Below are 19272 nucleotides of genomic sequence, written 5' to 3'. Positions count from 1 at the left end.
CCGTGATGGACTTTACTTTTTTGCAGCTCATCAGTGTAAATCTGCTACAATTAATAATTTCATATTGTTGTTATTTGGTGTGTTATCAAAGCTATTAAAAGTATGCCAACTCTTTTTATGATTTGAATCACAAGCTTTAACGTGAACAAATTTTATCATTAAATAATTGAATTCGAAAAATTATAAAATTGTCTTACTATGAAATTAAAACAGCTTTGTAATCAATATTTTACTACATATTTTTGTGCTCAAGATTTTCAAATTTATTGTATGATGCCTTTAGATGGTGTAGCTGATCTTGTACCTTTCTCGAACTTTCAGCACAGAGATCACCACTGTCTAAAGCATTCTGATAAACTTTAATTGCTGCATCTTCACCAAAAACAACATTTTGTAACGTTGCTTCGTCCTTATTTCCTGAAAAAGAATTTTTTAAATCAATCCAAGCTCTGTGGATAGCTCCTACAGTAGTTGTAGTGTCTTCTGGCTCTCCTCCACGCTCTTTGATCATTTCTATCAATTCAGATTTCATATCTTGTGAGTAAGAAACCATTCTGTCGTAATCTGTCTTTAGATTAGAATACGTATTCCAAACCTTGTGTTCGACTTTTGAAAAACCTTCAATTCTGTCATTTGTAATTTTCAGTAAATCGTTCAATACTGATACTGTTTTCTCGTTGCTCATACTATTTAATTTGATTGGTTTTTAATGTTTAACAATTAATATGCCTACTTCTTATTCATTAGTTATTTTACATTTTTACTAAATCGAATAATTTTAGGCACAGATTTTGAATATATTTTTTCAGTAAGTAATTAAACCATACACCAAATTTAACATCATATTAATACTGAAATCCCCCGACTTTACGATTGGGGGATTTTTTGTAAAATGATTTGTCAGATAATATTACTTCAATATATTTATTAAATTAGTTATACTATTAAAAATCAATAAAAATGGCACACATAGAATTTAAAAAAGAAGATTTTGTAAAGACCGACGATGGGAATTATCAATTGGAATATTCAAAATCAGAAATCGGTGAAGGGAGCAATCTTATTATTGAAGAGAAAAGTACAGACGGAACTTACTCTGTAATTCAGATTCCTATAAAAAGACATAACGAAAGCATCTTTATTGTCGTAGATCAACCTATTGAAGGACGACTTATTTTAGACTAAAAAAAATCCCCAATTTGTATATCAAAATGGGGATTTTTATAATATGAGTCGTTATATCTAAATGATCGGAGTTTTATCTTTAATAAGATAAGTTTCATACAGATCTTTTCGCCTGTCATTCAGGATCTGAACAGAGCCATGATAATGGAGATCTTTTAATAAATTTAAATCTACATCCACAATCAATGTCATTTCGGTATTTGGAGTAGCTTCTCCTTTTACAGCGTTTGATGGAAATGCAAAATCAGATGGCGTAAATACTGCAGCCTGACCAAATTGAATATCCATATTATTAACACCCGGTAAATTTCCTACACAACCGGCAATCGCAACATAACATTCATTTTCAATTGCTCTTGCAGCAGCGCAGTGCCGCACTCTCATGTAGGCGTTTTGTGTGTCAGTAAGATAAGGCACAAATAGAATTTTCATCCCTTGATCGGCTAAAAGTCTTGGTAGTTCAGGAAATTCTACATCATAACAGATTACCAAACCAATTTTGCCACAATCGGTATCAAAAACTTTGATCTCATTTCCACCTTTCATTCCATAATATTTTCTTTCATTCGGAGTAATGTGAATTTTTCTGTATTCATCAATACGACCGTCACGATGCAAAAGATAACTAACGTTATATAAATCGTTATTTTCAAAAACTGGCATACTTCCCGAAATGATATTCACATTATAACTGATCGCCAATTCGGAAATTTTAGCTTTGATCTGGTCGGTAATTTTCGCCAGTTCGATCATACTGTCACGCTCAGAAAGATTATTGAAAGGTGCAAGCAAAGGAGTATTAAATAATTCCGGGAATAAAACAAAATCTGATTTGTAATCTCCCATCACATTCACAAAAAACTCTACCTGCTCGTAAAACGCATTTATATCTTTAAAATGCCTCATTTGCCATTGCACCAAACCTAAACGGATCGTGCTGTCCTGCATCGTATTTGGTTTTTTACTGTAATAAATATTATTCCATTGAAGCAAAACTGCGTTCTCACGGGAAGCTTCATCTTCAGGAAGATATTTTTTCAGCACTCTGATCGGCAAAAAATTATTAGAAAGCTGGAAAGAAAGTACAGGATCGTAAATTTCTTTATCTCTAACTCTTCTGATGTATTCTCTAGGAGAAATTTCATGACTATACTTATGATAGTCGGGAATTCTTCCTCCTAAAATAATTGATTTTAAGTTTAACTGTTCGCAAAGTTCTTTACGGGCATCATATAATCTTCTTCCCAATCTCAACTCGCGGAAAACAGGATCTACAAATATTTCAATTCCATATAATACATTACCTGTTGATGAATGAGTATTAAAAGTATAATTGCCTGTGATGTCGCTGTAAGTGTGTTCATCATCAAATTCTTCATAATTTACAACGATTGAAAGTGCTACTGCCGCAATCTTACCATCAACGGTTATGCAAATCTGACCAGCTTCAAAAATTTTTGTGAGTTTTAAAATACTTTTTTTTGACCAAACATATTCTGACATTTTGGGATAAGCACGACGCATTGCCGAAACCAGTTCATCATAGTCATCAATATTCAGTGTTCTTGTATCTATCTGCATAAATTTATTTTTACTAAAGTTAAGTAAAATAATAGGAACCCTCGAATTATGAAGCTTTTCTGAAGGAAAAAGACGTTATATCTATAAAAACGTTAGAATTATGGTATCTATGACGGCTTTAAAATATTTTAAAAAATAGAATTCTAGATATTCTCCAACAAGCTAATATTATTTATAAATAATTGAATAATAAATACTTATAAATATAAATTCCAGTTAAAATTTATAAATTATTACGTAAATATTTATAAATGCGCGCAATATTGCTTTGCGAATGATTCTAAAAGTCTCTACTTTAGTATCATAATAATTGAGGCAAATATTAGCACCACCAAACTCAAGTAAAATTAAATTAAAACATTCATCATTATCACATAAAAATATATTGTTTCATCACTTAGTTTCTATTAGTAGTATGCCAGAATTTTACAATTCTGGCATCTACTTTTATAGTCGTCAAAGATTTTAAGATTTAACTAATAATAATTTTATTCACCACCTTCATCAATTTCTTTAATTCTTTTTTTGATAAAGTCTACAGGACGTATTCCGTTTATCTCAAGGAAAATATTAGAAAAACTTTGTCTGTTACTAAAGCCAGAAGCGGATGCGATATGCTCTATTGAATATTTTCGCCATTCTCTTTCATGATAGATTTTTTGTGTAGCAAAATTGATTCGCAAAACATTTAAATAAACACTGAAATTACTTCCTTTGTATTCATTAATTACCTGAGATAAGTAAGATGTATTGGTTTTAAAGTTTTCCGCAAGCTTTTTAAGAGTAAGCCCCTTTTCAAGGAATTTCTCATTAGCTTCAAAATTATTGATGTCTTTTAAGAGTTTCTCTACAATGTTTTGATCAAGCTTAATATTTTTGCTATTATCGAATTTTAAAGGCTCCGGCTCAGCTTCAGGGGATTTTTCATCCTCAATTTTTACCAATAACTCATTATACTTCTGTTGAATTTGCTTTTGCTTTCTGACTCTGTAAAACATCATAAAGCCCAGTAAGATGATAACAATGCCTAATATAATAAGCAAAGCCATACCAAATGAATTGGTTTTTTCTAAATTTTCTTTAACCTCAAGTAATTGTTTCGTATCGTAATCTTTGTAAATACGTGTTGCTAAATATTTAAAATCAGAAGAGATAATACTATCAACTTTAAGTAGCTGATTAGTGTAGTACAATTCGTTTTCGGGGCTGTTCTTTTTTTTGTAATACGTGATAAGCTCTTCATAATTACTCCTTAATTCCGGAAGAATAAACTTGTGCTTATTAAAAATAGAATCAACTTTTTTATAATTTTCTACACCTAATTCCTCTTTACCTAACTTTGTATAGCTTTCTCCTTTATAAAAGTACACATATGATATCCAGGTAAAATCATTGACTTTCATCAGACCTGGTAAAGCCTGGTCAAAATCTTTTATAGCATCCGTATATTTTTTATCAGAGAAATCAGAAACTCCTTTACTTTTTTTGAAATAGCTTTCTTCTAAGCTAAATTCCTTTGTTTGTGGAGTTGATGCAGCAGCGAGAGCAAGCAATTTTTTCACCTCATCCTTTTTACCTAATGCCTGATAACAGATGATAGCTTGATGTAAAGAATTAAGATATCCTTTTGTATTATTATAAATTATATTCTCATGTAAATCACCTTTAATATTGATTTTAAAGAATTCAATACACTCTTTAAATATTTTTAATGCCTCTTCATAATATCCTAAATAACTTTTGACCACACCTATATGATAAAGATTCTGATACTTAGGTAGTTCGTCTTTAGAATCTTTAAGATACTCATAAGCGGTCAGATATTCATTTAAAGCTAACTGAAATTTTCTGTGGTTAAAATAATAAATAGCACCCTTACTTAAATAACCATCTCCAATAAGATCTTTATCATCAGATTGTTTTGCAGCAGTTATTGCACTGTCGGCATACTGCATTTTGTGATCTTTTGAAAACAATATTGCATCTTTGTATGCTTGAAATAATTCAGAATAATTTTTTTTTGATTTAGCATAATTAATATATTGATCAAGATATACAAACGCACGGTGATCATTCTCCTCATATTCCCAATATTTTTTTCTGAATTTTTCATAAGTGGGATCTGTGGAAACATTCTGAGAAAAGAAAATTGATGATAAGAAACAACAACACATTATGAGTGCCCTTTTAATCAATAAATATCTTTCTGTAAAAATCATAACCAAAAATAAACAAATTCATTCATAACCACAATGATCATTAATAAAAATCTAACATATTTAATATCAAAATGCAATAGATTAATTTACAAATGTTTATGGCAAATATTACAGTAAAAATTTATAAATTTTTACTATAATATTTACGTTTATTGACTGCCTAAACTTGCATCTTCAACTTTACATTAATATCTTTGTATTAAAATGAATTATAAACATATAAATCTTGTAAACATGATACAGAAATATTTTTCTATCTTAGTTATATTAACAAGTATTATAGTTGTTTCTTGTCGTCAGGATAGCGAAGTAAACACTGTGAAAGAAGAGATTAATATGTCACAAAAAGACAGTACAGAAGGGGGTATGATGAGTAAAGATACATTACAAAACAGTTTAGATCCTAATGACCCTCCTAAAAATGGAACGCACTATAGACTAAAGGATTCTCTTGCTGTTTATGATGATACTACTAATCCGCCTAAAAATGGAACTCATTATAAAGCAAAAGATTCTTTGAATTTTATCGATGATAATACAAATCCTCCTAAGAATGGGACCCATTATAAAAGCAAGTAATATAATTTTATAATATTGAAAAAGCATTAAAAATTACTTTAAAATAGTATTATACTATATAAAAAAGCAAGACTAAAAATAGTTTTGCTTTTTTTATTTAAAATATATCACTAAGTAAGTCTTAATATGTTTTATCTAAAATTCTTTTCCCAATTTGCATACGAAATTCTCCATTTTGCAAACATTTCATCTTCTAACTCTGTCGAACTTTGACTCAATAAAAAATTAACATTATGAGTATAAGTAAAATACATTTAGGCAGTCAGGGTTTGGCAATACCAAAAATCGGATTGGGCTGCATGGGAATGACAGGTTTTGAAGATGCAAATATGTACGGAGAGGCGGACGAAAAAGAAGCCATTGCAACAATTCACCGTTCTTTAGAACTAGGCGGAAACTTTTTGGACACTGCCGATCTTTATGGTCCATTTAAAAATGAACAGCTTATTTCTAAAGCGATTGGTGAAAATCGTGATCAATACATTATTGCATCAAAATTTGGCTGGGAAATTGACGATAACAACAAAGTAACATGGGCAATAAACGGAAGTAAAGATTATGTCAAGAAATCCGTCGAACGGTCTCTGAAGAATTTAAATACAGATTATATTGATCTTTATTACATGCACAGATTAGACAAAAAAACACCAATAGAGGAAACTGTTCAGGCAATGAGTGATCTTGTTCAGGAAGGAAAAATTGGTTACATCGGTTTATCTGAAGTTTCGTCTGAAACAGTAAAAAGAGCACATGCAGTTCACCCTATTACTGCTGTTCAAAGCGAATATTCTTTATTTGAAAGAACTGCAGAAGAAAGAGGAGTTCTGAAAACTTTGCAGGATTTGGGAATAGGTTTTGTCGCTTATTCACCTTTGGGGCGTGGTTTTTTATCCGGGCAGATCAGATCAATTGATGATTTACCGGAAAATGATTTCAGAAGAGCAATTCCGCGCTTTCAGGAAAAGTATTTCCATAAAAATATCGAATTGGTAGAAGCCATTGAAAATTTAGCTAAAGAAAAAAATGTAACTTCATCACAATTAGCTTTAGCTTGGATCATGAGCAAAGGAATCGTACCAATTCCGGGAACAAAGCGCAGAAAATATGTCGAACAAAACATTGAATCTACTCAAATACAATTAAGTGAATCTGATCTTTTGAAACTGGAAACTATCGTACCTTTGGGAACTGACACTGGAGCTCCATACGATGAGTTTAGCATGGGACTTTTAGATTAAATCAGACATTTCATTATGAATACAATTCCGTCAATTTCCGCATTTCATAAATTATTATCATTACCTGAACCAAAACATCCTTTGGTAAGTGTTATTAATTTATCTGAAAGCATTTTTCTTGAAGATGAAGTCTGGAAAGGTTTTACTAACAGATTCTATTGTGTGGCACTCAAAAGAGATGCAGTAGGAAAAATAAGATATGGACAACAGCATTACGATTATGATAAAGGTGTTCTGAGTTTTACTGCACCTAATCAGGTACAATATTTAGATTTGCAGAATATGGAATGCGGATCTGGCTTTCTGCTGATTTTTCATGAAGATTTTTTGCTAAAACATTCATTAGCAGCAAACATTTCAAGCTTTGGATTTTTCTCTTACGCCGTCAATGAAGCCCTTCATTTATCTGCTGAAGAAGAGGATGATTTAATCAAAATCATGCAGAAAATTGACAAAGAATGTGAACATATCGATCATCATACTCAGGAAATAATTTTATCTCAAATTGACTTGCTTCTCAATTATTCCAACAGATTTTACGAAAGGCAGTTTATCACCAGAAAAAACAGCAATCATCAGCTTTTGATAAAGTTTGAAAGTTTTCTTAATGATTATTTTCAAAAGGACGATTCATTAAAAAATGGACTTTTAACCGTACAAATTGCTGCGAAAGCCATGAACCTCTCTCCGAGTTATCTGAGTGATCTTTTGAGGGTTCATACAGGTCAAAATACGCAACAGCATATACACGAAAAGTTGATTAGCAAAGCGAAAGAAAAACTTTCAACAACCAATTTGTCGGTGAGTGAGATTGCTTACACTTTAGGTTTTGAACACGCACAATCTTTCAGTACACTTTTTAAAACCAAAACAAAGCAGACTCCTTTGGAATATCGAAAATCATTTAATTAGTTTTAATATTTTATGTAAATTTCATCTCTAATATTTTAAATTAAACTTAAAAAAGATATGGAAGAATTAAAAAATAAAAATTCAGGCAACGAAATTCCAAAAGTAACCGGAGTCGGCGGAATTTTCTTTTTCACCGAAGATCCAAAGGAAACGAGAGATTGGTACGCGAAGAATTTAGGATTGGAGGTAAATGATTGGGGATCAACTTTTGAGTCAAGAAACATTGCAAATCCTGAGGAAATCAACAGTCTTCAGTGGAGTCCGTTCAAAAATGGAAGCGAATATTTCGAGCCTTCAAAAAAAGAATTTATGATCAATTACAGAGTTCAGCACATCGAAAAACTGGTGGAGAATCTTAAAGCAAATAATGTGACCGTTTTGGATGAAATCGCAACTTACGATTACGGAAAATTTGTACATATCATGGATTCCGACGGAAATAAGATCGAACTTTGGGAACCTAAATAATTGTTTTCAAATCATATTAACAACAAAGACTGCCTTTTTCAAGACAGTCTTTTGTTTTATTTTTTCTTAAGATCTTTCGTGACCTGTTTTTCTGCGGTTTTTGCTTTAGCTTCCTGAGCCGCTTTCTCTTTCCGTTGCTGACGGCGAGTTTTTTTCTCGGCACGTCTTTCTTCACGAATTACTTTGTTTGATTTTTTGTTATACAAAGCATCAATGATTCCCTGTCCGGTTTTACTGAAAATTTTAATTTTCGGTTTTTCATGAGTTCCTGTTACTACAACCGGGAAACCAATAATTCCTCCAGGAAGAATTCCTACTCTGATTCTTAAATCCAGCAAACCGTTGAAACTTGTAGTTCCGCTGATCGTAGGTCTTAAAATCGAAACTTTAAAGGTAAATTTGTCAACGTGAATCAGATTATTTTTAATGTGCGTTTTGATATTTACTCCCTTCATATCCGGATTATCGAATGCTTTTGCACCAATATTATCTCCAACTGCCGACAGCATTTTCAGATTTTTCACCTCAACATCACGAAGATTTACTACTCCTCCACCTTCTAATGAAGGATAAATCGGCATCATGTTTTTATCAAAATCACCTTTCAATTTATAATCCAAAGAAACAATTCCTTTTACATTTTTGGCTGCAGTTGCCATTTCACGGATCATGTCAATTTCTTTATAAGCTCTTTGAACATCAAAATCCAAAACGTTCAATGCGACATCATAATTGGCGGTTAAAGGAGATTCATCCTGATAACGTGCGTCAATTTTCATTCGGCTTCCGATAATATCAAATGAAGTATTTTTCAGATAAACTTCACCTTTATTGACTGAAGCAAAACCTCTCAGATTATTTAAACCAAGACCTTTGAACTCAACTTTTTTAGCATTCACACCCAGAGAAACATCTAAATTTTTCGGAACAATCACAACTCCGCTACTTTTCGGATTCTCAACTTTTGCATATTCCACTTCGATCGACTTATCGGTATTGTCACCATTTTTAAGTGCCATAAATTCGTCAATCAGAATATATCTTGAATTCAAAACAAATTGTCCGTGAAGTGTACCTTTCCTTTCAATAAAATAATTGATCGTGTTAATAAGATGTCCGTTCAAAGCAAAATCTGATTTTCCGTAAGTTGCAAAAAACTTTCTGAACCACATTTTTTCATTTTCAAACTCGAAATTTCCTTCTTTGATGTAAAATGATTTGGGCAAATATTCTGTGGTTGCTTTTATGTTTTTTAAAATTAAATTTCCTCTGTTATCAAGTTTACTATATTGTCCGGTTGTGGCATAACTTTGACGACCATTTAAGGATAAATCAGCCATGATTAATCCGCTCACATCTAAACCTTTTTTAGCAAAAACTTTATAAATTCTTCCCACATTCAAAACTCCTTTTGCACGAACTTTATATAACAAATCTTCGAAATTCTGCAGATCTGCATTCACGAAAACAGGATTTCCTTCAAAATCAAATTTAAATGGATCCAATTTCACTCCCAGACTTTTAAAAGTTCCGTCTGTATTGGTAATGTGAGCTGCAATATTGATATTCTGAATAGCATTCGGATAATATTTTGTTTTTAACCATCCATTTTTTAAGTTTAAATAACCATTCGTTTTAGGAAACAATTTTTTATCTAAACTAAATAATCCGTTTGCTTTTATATTGGTATCCAACAAACCTCTGATGTCAATATTTTTTAATCCTAATGCATTATCTAATGTCTGAAGATTTATAGCACCTTTAATATCTGCTTTTACCTGCATTTCTTTCAGACCTTTCGTCTGAACAACTGCTCTAAAATTATTATTTGGACCTAAATCGAAACTTAATTTCTTTAAGTCAATTCCCAATTGATCGGTATTCAGATCAGGTAAATCTACGTTGAGATCCATATTCAGATTATTCACTGGAACAGGTGCATTTCCACTGGAAATAAAACCATTCTGAACCAGTAATCTCGCTTTCAATCTAGGTTTCAGATTTTGAGCTTCAATGAATTTTCCTTTTAAATTGAAAAATAAATCACTGTTTCCTTCAATTTTTGTGTCTTTTACCCAATCCAGATATTGCGGTGGCAAAACAGAAAGCATGTCGCGAATCGTAGTCTTTTCCGAAGCTGCCTTGATATCTAAATCATATCCATCTTTCAAAATACTCAAAAAACCTGTGAATTTTAAAGGAAGTTCATTGATTCTTAATTCGTTTTTTCTCAGCACAAAAGTCAAAGCGTTGGTATTGATTCTCGTAATCAGATCTGCATGCAGTGTTTTCTGTTTTGCATACCAGATTCTGTCGAGACTGAAATCTAATTTATTAATATCTAAATCGGTTTCCAAATCAAAAACATCCTCACTAAGACCACCTTTCCCTGTATAATTGAGTCCTTTTGCGTCAACTAAAACTCTTGCAGCGTGATCATTATATTTGATATTGAAATTTCTGAATTTAATTAAATCTAACTTAATAGAAGCTCCGGCTTGGGTTGTATCTTTGGGTGTTTTTGAAGGTTTTGAAACATAAACGTTGTAATTTGCCTGTCCTTTTGTATTGACAAAAACATTTGCATAAGCATCTGTAACGTAGATTTCATCAATTTTGACCTCTCCGTCGAAAATCAAATTTTTTAGATTAATTCCTGCTGCAACTTCTCTCGCTGCAAGTAAAGTATCTTTTTGAAAAGGCTTTGAACCTTTTAACAATAAATCATCTACAGAAACAGTCAACGAAGGAAAATGTCTGAAAAACGTAAGATGCGTCTTTTTATAATCAAGTTCGCCCGCCAAATGTTTGTTGGCGAAGATTTTCACCTGCTTAGAAATTGTTCCCGGAAATAATAAAGGAATGATCAACATTAAAAATAAAATGGATGCGAGTGAAATTCCGATCCATTTAAGTATTTTCAAAATTATTTTTTTAAACTTTTTCATATGTAATAATTTTGATCTTAACTAATAGTAAGAGTGATTTATTATGACTCATCTAAAATCAAGCCAATAACAGGAAAGATGTTGTGAGACGAATTATCTTAGCTTCAAAACGAGATTATATTTAATTTTTCATAAATTCGTTTCTAACTTAAAAAATTCACTCCAAAGAATGAAAATCAAACCCAATTTCACGGCACTCCTTACATATTTACCATCAAAAGACGGTGTAAAAACTACCCCGGTTTCATCCGGTTACAGACCTTTGATAAAATTTCCTTTCGATCTGGAATTATATATAGGTGTACAAACATTTCTGGGAACTGATTTGGTTTTTCCTGGTGATACCTCTACTGCAGAAATTGCTTTATTAAAAAGTGAATATGTGACAGGGAAAATTTATGAAGGTTTAGATTTTGATTTTTTTGAAGGAGAAAATTTGATCGGTCACGGTGTTGTTACCAAAGTTATTGATCCTAATTCTATTGACTCTTCAGAAGAATAATTGATTAAAAAACTTAAAAAAGTAACTTAGTCTACCTCTTCCAAACCTTTTTTATATACCTTCAAAGCTCTTTCTCTTGCAGATTTGTGCTCAACGATTGGCTTTTCATTATAATTTTCAGGCAACCATTCTTTGATATATTTTAAATCTTTATCAAATTTTGCAGTTTGAGCTTCCGGACTGAAAACCCTGAAATAAGGAGCTGCATCGCAACCGCAACCTGCTGCCCATTGCCAGTTTCCGTTGTTGGAAGACAATTCATAATCCAAAAGTTTTTCTGCAAAATAAGCTTCTCCCCATCGCCAATCAATTAAAAGATGCTTAGTCAAAAAGCTTGCAGTGATCATTCTTACTCTATTGTGCATAAATCCGGTTTCGTTAAGCTGTCGCATTCCTGCATCTACAATCGGATAACCTGTTTTTCCATCGCACCAGAGTTTAAATTCTTTCTCATCATTTCGCCATTCAATATTCTCATATTTCTTTTTAAAACATTGATTCACAACATGCGGAAAATGAAACAATATCTGCATAAAAAATTCTCTCCAGATCAATTCATTCAGCCAGATTTCGTTATGCTTTGAGGCAAATTCTACACATTTCCGTACTGAAATGGTACCGAAACGCAAAGCAATTCCTAAACGTGTTGTATGATCTAAAGCCGGGAAATCACGATTTTTATCATAAGTATCGATAATTTGCTTTTGTAATGTCGGCTTTTTAAATTCGAAATCCGTTTTTTCGAAACCAATTTCTTTTAAGCTGAGAATTTCTTCATTTTTTATTTGAATAAAATTTGACAAATCACCATTAAACGTTGTAATTTTAATATGATTGAAATTCAGTTTCCACTTTTTGGAATAGGGTGTAAAAACAGTATACGGCGAATTGTCATCTTTCAGCACTTCATCTTTTTCGAAAACAACCTGATCTTTATAATCTGAAAATTTAATATCTTTTTTACTCAACAACTCTGCAATAGCTTCATCTCTTTTAATTGCTTGCGGTTCGTAATCTCTGTTACAAAAAACCGTATCAACGTCAAAATCTTTAACTAATTTTTTAAAGACTTCCAATGGTTTTCCGTAGAAAGTCTTTAATGAAGATTTATGTTTTTTTAGTTCGTCGTTGATTTCTGTCAAAGCTTGATGAATATAATCTACCCTTTTATCAGATTTATCTGCCAACTGATCAAGAATTTCTCTGTCAAAAATAAATATGGGCAATACTTTTAGATCTGATTTTAAAGCATGGTACAATGCTGCATTATCTTCAAGCCTTAAATCTCTGCGAAACCAAAAAATGTTGATCTTAGTCATTTAAAAAAATAAAAAATTACTTCATGACAAGATGCAAATCTTAAACCACGATTCTTTTATAGCTAAATTTATCATCGCCTTCATTTTCGATAAGTGTGATCTAGTCAGGGCATGCTTCTTGTACAAATTAAATACACCAAAAAAATTTGAATTATGAATAACGAAAGAATTGCAGTAATCTTAAATGATCTTCTGCACATTACCAACGACAGAATTGCAGGTTTTGAGAACGTTGAAGGAAAAGTTTGGGAATCTTATTCTGATCTTAAGGGAGAATATGATCATATGATTTCCGACTCAAAATTAATGAAAGTTGAATTGATCAACCTGATTCAGGAAAAAGGTGGAAAAGCCGATGATTCTGCATCCACCGCAGGAGCTATTCACAGAGCCTGGATTGATTTGAAAAATTCATTGCCCATCGGTAATAAAGAGAAATCTACTTTGGAGAATGTAGTGTATGGTGAGCAAAATGCTATCAATGCTTATCAGGAAGTATTGACCAGTGGAGATCTTGATCCCGAAAGCACCAAGGTTGTATCTGAACATTTAAGACAAATACGGGAATCTCACACAAAATTTAAAAACATCGAAGAATACAAAAAGAAATCTTAACTTAAAGCCTTCCAATTTCAAATATACAAACAATTGAAAATCAGAATGTTTTAAAAGTACTATGTTAAGAATTTAAAATAATTTTATAATAATTAACCGAAAACCCTAATAAGACAGGGAATTATCATAATTTTGAACATTACTCCGTAAAACAAGACTTTCAGTGGGTATGTATTAAAGACGTTTATGATGAATATAAGAATAAAAGGTTCCGGCAGCTACACCCCTGAAAATGTAATGAGAAATGCCGATTTCACAGACCATGTATTTTTAAATGAAGAAGGTTTGGCCATCAAATTTCCTGAATCTATTATAGGAAAATTTAAAGATATTACCGGAATTGAAGAAAGAAGATACGCTGATAATCAGCACGTAACATCTGACCTTGCATTTTTTGCTGCAGAAAAAGCCATCAAAGACGCAGATATTGACCGCGAAACAATTGATTATATTATTGTTGCTCATAATTACGGGGATATTGAGAAAGGAAAAATTCAATCAGATACGGTTCCAAGTATTGCAACCCGTGTAAAAAGTAAATTACGTATAAAAAATCCGAGCTGTGTTGCCTACGATCTTTTATTTGGTTGTCCCGGCTGGAACGAAGCGATGATTCACGCCAGTTCTTTTGTCAAAGCTGGAATTGCAAAACGTTGTCTGGTAATCGGAGCCGAAACTTTATCAAGAGTTACCGATCCATACGACCGTGATTCTATGATTTATGCAGACGGTGCAGGTGCTGTAATTGTGGAAGCTACCGATGAAAATAATGGGATTCTTTCACACGAAAGCGCAACGTATTCTTACGACGAAGCCAATTATTTATTTTTTGGAACTTCATATAAACAAGACGACGAATCTGACATTCGTTATATCAAAATGAAAGGCAGAAAGATCTATGAATTTGCTTTAACAAAAGTTCCTTTAGCCATGAAATCTTGTCTTGAAAAAGCAGGAATCGAAATTAAAGATTTGAAAAAAATCCTTATTCATCAGGCAAACGAAAAAATGGATGAAGCGATTATCGAAAGATTTTACAGTTTATATGGCTTGACTGCTCCTGCCGATATTATGCCGATGTCTATTCATAAATTTGGGAACAGCAGTGTAGCAACAATTCCTACCTTATACGATTTGATTATGAAAGGTGAAATGGATGAGCATTCTTTCGCTGAAGGTGATATCATTCTTTTCGCATCAGTTGGAGCCGGAATGAACATCAATGCATTTACTTACAGAGTGTAAATTTGAATCTTTAAATTAAAATACAGTCGCTGTCAGAAATTTTTGACGGCGATTTTTATGTTTTATTTTTTACTTCTGATATAAATACTTCCCGTAATCATCACGAAAAGAACTCCAACAATAAAACCTCCGATCACATCTGTAAACCAATGTGCTCCCAAGTAAATGCGTGAAACCGCTCCTGCCACAATCACTGAAAGACAAACCAGAGAGACGAGAATTTTTACTGAAATTTTCAGAATTTTTGAGTACAAAGCAATGATCATTAAAGAACTAAAAAATACGGTGAAAAAAAGCACATGACCACTCGGAAAACTTTGATAGTGTGTTTCTTCCACAATCCTGACAAAATCAACGGTCGGTCTTGGACGATCAATCAACATCTTTAAAAGATAACTCACTCCGCCTGATAAAATACAGGACAGCATAAAAAATCCTTCTTTGACGTATTTAAAAATAAAGAAAATCAATGCAAATGCGAAAACCATAATTGCAGCAACGTAAACTGTTCCCAACCAACTGAAGGCTTTCATCAAGGTATCTAAAATTAAATTTTGATCTTCCTGAATTTCCTGACTAACCAAAAGATCAAAAGATTCCGGAGAAAAATTCATGACATAGAAACTCAAGAGCAAAAAAACAAAAATGAAGAATATCGAAAAGCAAAGAAAAAACGTCTTTCTTTTATCTTTGAAATATGTCAGAAAATTTTTGTAAATATTTTCGCTTTCAATCCTCATAGTTTCTATCTAAGTATTAAATGAATAACTTTTCGAGTTGCAAATTTGATGCAAATGTCTAAAAACATTTAACCTTAATTTTTCAGATAAAAATTTTCCAGTCTCTTTAAACCATCAACCAAAAGTTCTCTCGGACAGGCAATATTGATTCTTAAAAAACCTTCTCCTGCTTTTCCGTACATCGTTCCGGAATTGATCCAGAGCTTTTCTTCATCAAGTAAAATTTTTGAAAGCTCGTCTGACGTTTTATTAAAAAAACTACAATCCAGCCAAACAAGATATGTTGCCTGTAAAGGAATTACTTTGATATTAGGTAAATGTTCTTTGCAAAAATTTAATAAAAACTGGTAATTATCCCAGAGATATATTTTCAGTTCATCTAGCCAGTTTTTTCCTTTTGTGTAGGCAGCAATCATTGCATCTGCTGCAATCGGATTTGGATAAACGGTTTCCTGAACTTCCAGAGTTTTATAAATTTGGTTTAAAATATTTTTATCTTGAGAAATGATATAAGAAATTGATAAGCCTGACAAATTAAAAGTTTTACAGGGTGAACCGCAAGTCACAGAAACAAGATCATGATTTTCAGCGATTTTTGCAAAAGGTATATGTTGATGATTTTCAAAAACCAAGTCGGCGTGAATTTCATCTGAAACGATCATTACTTTATGTTTCGCACAAATTTCAGCTATTTTTTCAAGTTCAGTTTTTGTCCAGACTCTTCCTACAGGATTATGAGGATTGCTGATTAACAGCAATCTGGTTTTAGGATCAGAAGCTTTGATTTCCAGATCTTCAAAATCAATCTGATAATTTCCGTTTTCATAAATGAGATTATTCTCAACAAGATTGCAACTGCAATTGTCAACAATGTTGAAAAAATGATTGTAAACTGGTGTCTGCAAAATGACGTTTTCATCCGGTTTGACAAAGGTTCTGACAATTGCTGAGAGTGAAAGAATCATTCCCGGAACAGGCAAAACCCAGTCTTTTTCGATGACAAAATCATGATTTTCTCTCCACCAATCAATAATTACATCATTAAAGTTTGCAGGAATGATGCTGTATCCAAAAATTCCCTCTGAAATTTTATCTGAAATAGCCTGGGTAATTTCAGGAGCGGTTTTAAAATCCATATCCGCAACCCACATTGGCAAGACTTCCTGATTTTTAATCAAGTCCCATTTTACAGAATTAGTATTTTTGCGATTTATGATTTCATCAAAATTATATTTCATTTTGCCTTTTTAATTTGAATTCAGATAATGTTTCAGATCCGAAATTGTTTTTATTTTTAATTCTTCCGATTGTTTTTTTCGCATCATTAACGCATAAGAATTATTAAATCCAAGAGGTTTCAACCATTTAATTCCGTATTGTTTTCGAAATTCTGAGTTGACATATTGATAGGTGTTTTCAGCACTTTTTGTCACGGTTGAAAGTGTTTTTTCGTCAGGTTTTAATAAAACTAAAAGTCCTGTTCCTGTATATTCAGGATAAAAATCGATGGCGTCGTTCATTAATGCATCAAAGCAAATCTTCGTTCCGCCAAGTCCGGTTTTTGTTTCAACTTTATAATTTGTATAGCCTTCGATCAGCATTTTATACATTTCAGCCAAAATATACTGTTCACCAAAAATCTTTGACCCAATCCTTATTGTTCCTGAATTTCCTTTATTTGAAATTTTATATAAATTATTTTTAACTAAAAAATCCTTCGCAATTTTTTCCGGCGTTTGATTGAGATAATCTGATTTGTAATTAAGATCCGTCATGATCGAATCATTTAATTTTCCGGCCAACAAATCAAGTATTTTTTCGAGTTCAGGAAATTTCTCTAAAGTCTTGGTTTTAATGATCGGAGCTGCAAAATATGGCGGAAATATTTTCTTGTCATCTTCCAAAACGTACAGATCAAAAGCTTTGATTCTTCCGTCTGTAGAATATCCGCTAATGAGATCCAATTCGCCTTCATAAGCTGCTTTATACATGACGGCATCATTGACAACCTTTGGATTTACATTCAAACCATAAACGGATCGCAAACCCAAATCTCCGTCCTGTCTTCCCATAAATTCTGGCGTAAAACCAGCTTTCAATTTATTTTCAGACGTTGAAGCTAAAAAATAAACTGCACCGCAAATAATAAAAATCGCAGGAATAATATATTTGAGTTTCTGAAGATCGTGATATTTAAATTTCTGAAAAACAGCGATTATTTTATCCAACAAAACAGCTAGTAGAGCCGCAGGAATTGCTCCTGCCAAAATCATGTTGGTATTGTTTAATGAAATTCCACCAAAAATAAATTCTCCTAAACCTCCCGCCGCAACAAATGATGCTAAAGTCGCAACACCCACATTGATTACAGCTGCAGTTCGTATTCCTGCAATAATAACGGGCATCGCCAAAGGAAGTTCAACTTTAAAAAGCAACTGTTTCCAGTTCATTCCCATTGCTTTTGCAGATTCTATGACTGCGGGATTTACTCCGGTAATTCCTGTATATGTATTCCGTATAATCGGTAAAAGCGCATAAATTAACAACGCGACGATGGCCGGAGTTGCACCGATTCCAAAAGCCGGAATCATAAATCCCAACAAAGCAATACTCGGAATGGTCTGTAAAATCCCGGCAATTCCCAAAACTGATCCTGATAATTTTTTTTTTCTTGCAATGAAAATTCCTAAAGGCAAACCAACGATAATCGCTAAAAGTAATGACAAAAACGTCAATCCCAAATGTTGTGTTATTTGAGTCAATAGTTTTTCGTGCTGTTCTGAAACAAACTGCCAAAGACTTTGTTGCGTCATACGATCTGTTGTTTTCTGTAATCGTTAAATGCTTTAACCAGACTTTCGTAATGCTCAGTTTTTTGACCATCTAAATTTAATTTTTGTAAAGAGTTCCAAACATTGGAATCTTCAGAGAAATCAAAATTAAAATCACTTAATAATGGCTTTAAATCTTTCAAAAGGGTAATTTTATATTCCAGCAATAATCGGTTGGCTGCGAAAAATTCTTTAACGAAATCATTCTGCGGATGGTAAAGCATTTCTCTAGGAGTTCCGATTTGTATGATCTTTCCTTTATCCATCAAACAAATTCTGTGACCTAATTCAAAAGCTTCCTGCACATCGTGTGTCACAAGAATGATCGTTTTGTTTTTTAGTTCTTCCAGAGATTTAAATTCCGAGTGAATATCGGCTTTGGTAATGTTGTCTAAAGCACCAAAAGGTTCATCCATTAATAAGATCGGAGAATTTGCAATCAAAGCTCTTGCAATTCCTACTCTTTGCTGTTGACCACCGCTTAATTCACTTGGAAAACGATTAAGAATTTCGCTTGAAAGATTTAATTTAGTTAAAAGCTCGTGAGTACGGTCTTCTGTTTTATTTTTGTCCCATTTAAGTAAATTCGGAACTGTTGCGATGTTTTCTCTGATTGTGTAATGAGGAAACAATCCTGAATTTTGCATCACAAAACCAATTCCCATCCTGAGTTCTTCTACTTTCTGATCACGGATATTTTTTCCGTCAATTAAAATAGTTCCGAAATCGGCTTCTATCAGTCGGTTGATCATTTTCAGCGTAGTTGTTTTTCCACAACCGCTTGTTCCCAAAAGCACCAAAATTTCCTTATCATTTGCGTGAAAGGAAATATCATCGACTGCTATTTTTCCGTCAAAACTTTTAGAAACAGATTCTACTTTAATCATCAA

The 19272-nt window shown here is 32.6% G+C and carries 17 protein-coding genes; 8 read left to right on the top strand and 9 right to left on the bottom strand.

Annotated elements, in window-relative coordinates:
* Positions 1-232 precede the first annotated feature (232 nt).
* Complete coding sequence (locus NZ698_RS19210) at positions 233-685, bottom strand: ferritin-like domain-containing protein (RefSeq protein WP_263004865.1); 453 nt, start codon at positions 683-685, stop codon at positions 233-235.
* A 275-nt stretch (positions 686-960) separates the two neighbouring features.
* Here NZ698_RS19210 and NZ698_RS19205 point away from each other — a divergent pair, with 275 nt between their 5' ends.
* Positions 961-1185, top strand: a complete 225-nt coding sequence (locus tag NZ698_RS19205) for a glutathione synthase (RefSeq protein WP_263004864.1) — start codon at positions 961-963, stop codon at positions 1183-1185.
* Between the two features lie 57 nt (positions 1186-1242).
* On the opposite strand, the gene NZ698_RS19200 is transcribed toward NZ698_RS19205, so the two are convergent.
* A complete protein-coding gene (locus NZ698_RS19200) occupies positions 1243-2766 on the bottom strand; it encodes a carbon-nitrogen hydrolase family protein (protein WP_263004863.1) in 1524 nt (507 codons plus the stop codon).
* Positions 2767-3254: 488 nt separating this feature from the next.
* Positions 3255-4742, bottom strand: a complete 1488-nt coding sequence (locus tag NZ698_RS19195) for a helix-turn-helix domain-containing protein (RefSeq protein WP_263004862.1) — start codon at positions 4740-4742, stop codon at positions 3255-3257.
* 447 nt (positions 4743-5189) lie between these two features.
* Between NZ698_RS19195 and NZ698_RS19190 the strand changes: the two genes are divergently transcribed.
* The 4 genes from NZ698_RS19190 (at position 5190) to NZ698_RS19175 (ending at position 8182) form a co-directional block, all read left to right on the top strand.
* Entirely contained in the window at positions 5190-5564 is a 375-nt protein-coding gene (locus NZ698_RS19190; RefSeq protein ID WP_263004861.1) for a hypothetical protein, read from the top strand.
* A 233-nt stretch (positions 5565-5797) separates the two neighbouring features.
* The gene (locus NZ698_RS19185; protein ID WP_263004860.1) at positions 5798-6802 is read left to right on the top strand and encodes an aldo/keto reductase; all 1005 of its coding nucleotides are present in this window, start codon (positions 5798-5800) and stop codon (positions 6800-6802) included.
* A 15-nt stretch (positions 6803-6817) separates the two neighbouring features.
* Positions 6818-7714, top strand: coding sequence for a helix-turn-helix domain-containing protein (locus NZ698_RS19180; RefSeq protein ID WP_263004859.1), 897 nt, complete (start codon positions 6818-6820; stop codon positions 7712-7714).
* Between the two features lie 57 nt (positions 7715-7771).
* Positions 7772-8182, top strand: coding sequence for a VOC family protein (locus NZ698_RS19175; RefSeq protein ID WP_263004858.1), 411 nt, complete (start codon positions 7772-7774; stop codon positions 8180-8182).
* Positions 8183-8238: 56 nt separating this feature from the next.
* Here the strand turns inward: NZ698_RS19175 and NZ698_RS19170 are convergent, their stop codons facing one another.
* A complete protein-coding gene (locus tag NZ698_RS19170) occupies positions 8239-11130 on the bottom strand; it encodes an AsmA-like C-terminal region-containing protein (RefSeq protein ID WP_263004857.1) in 2892 nt (963 codons plus the stop codon).
* A gap of 169 nt (positions 11131-11299) precedes the next feature.
* On the opposite strand from NZ698_RS19170, the gene NZ698_RS19165 reads away from it, so the two are divergent.
* Complete coding sequence (locus NZ698_RS19165) at positions 11300-11632, top strand: hypothetical protein (protein ID WP_263004856.1); 333 nt, start codon at positions 11300-11302, stop codon at positions 11630-11632.
* Positions 11633-11658: 26 nt separating this feature from the next.
* On the opposite strand, the gene NZ698_RS19160 is transcribed toward NZ698_RS19165, so the two are convergent.
* Entirely contained in the window at positions 11659-12951 is a 1293-nt protein-coding gene (locus NZ698_RS19160) for a cryptochrome/photolyase family protein (RefSeq protein ID WP_263004855.1), read from the bottom strand.
* Between the two features lie 153 nt (positions 12952-13104).
* Between NZ698_RS19160 and NZ698_RS19155 the strand changes: the two genes are divergently transcribed.
* A complete protein-coding gene (locus tag NZ698_RS19155; protein ID WP_263004854.1) occupies positions 13105-13566 on the top strand; it encodes a PA2169 family four-helix-bundle protein in 462 nt (153 codons plus the stop codon).
* 189 nt (positions 13567-13755) lie between these two features.
* Positions 13756-14811: a 3-oxoacyl-ACP synthase III family protein gene (locus NZ698_RS19150; protein WP_263004853.1), complete on the top strand. Its 1056-nt coding sequence runs from the start codon at positions 13756-13758 to the stop codon at positions 14809-14811.
* Positions 14812-14873: 62 nt separating this feature from the next.
* Here the strand turns inward: NZ698_RS19150 and NZ698_RS19145 are convergent, their stop codons facing one another.
* The 4 genes from NZ698_RS19145 to NZ698_RS19130 form a co-directional block, all read right to left on the bottom strand.
* Positions 14874-15425, bottom strand: coding sequence for a phosphatase PAP2 family protein (locus NZ698_RS19145; protein WP_263004852.1), 552 nt, complete (start codon positions 15423-15425; stop codon positions 14874-14876).
* Between the two features lie 200 nt (positions 15426-15625).
* On the bottom strand, positions 15626-16789 hold the full coding sequence (locus NZ698_RS19140; protein WP_263004851.1) for a MalY/PatB family protein: 1164 nt from the start codon (positions 16787-16789) through the stop codon (positions 15626-15628).
* 9 nt (positions 16790-16798) lie between these two features.
* Positions 16799-18364 (bottom strand): ABC transporter permease/substrate-binding protein, encoded by a 1566-nt coding sequence (locus NZ698_RS19135; protein WP_263004850.1) that lies wholly within the window; start codon positions 18362-18364, stop codon positions 16799-16801.
* Positions 18361-19269 (bottom strand): ABC transporter ATP-binding protein, encoded by a 909-nt coding sequence (locus tag NZ698_RS19130; RefSeq protein ID WP_263004849.1) that lies wholly within the window; start codon positions 19267-19269, stop codon positions 18361-18363. Before NZ698_RS19130 ends, NZ698_RS19135 begins: the two co-directional genes overlap by 4 nt.
* Positions 19270-19272: the final 3 nt, after the last annotated feature.

It is taken from the genome of Chryseobacterium edaphi (assembly GCF_025628985.1).
Classification (GTDB): Bacteria; Bacteroidota; Bacteroidia; order Flavobacteriales; family Weeksellaceae; genus Chryseobacterium; species Chryseobacterium edaphi.
This window is presented reverse-complemented; position numbering and strand designations above follow the sequence as displayed.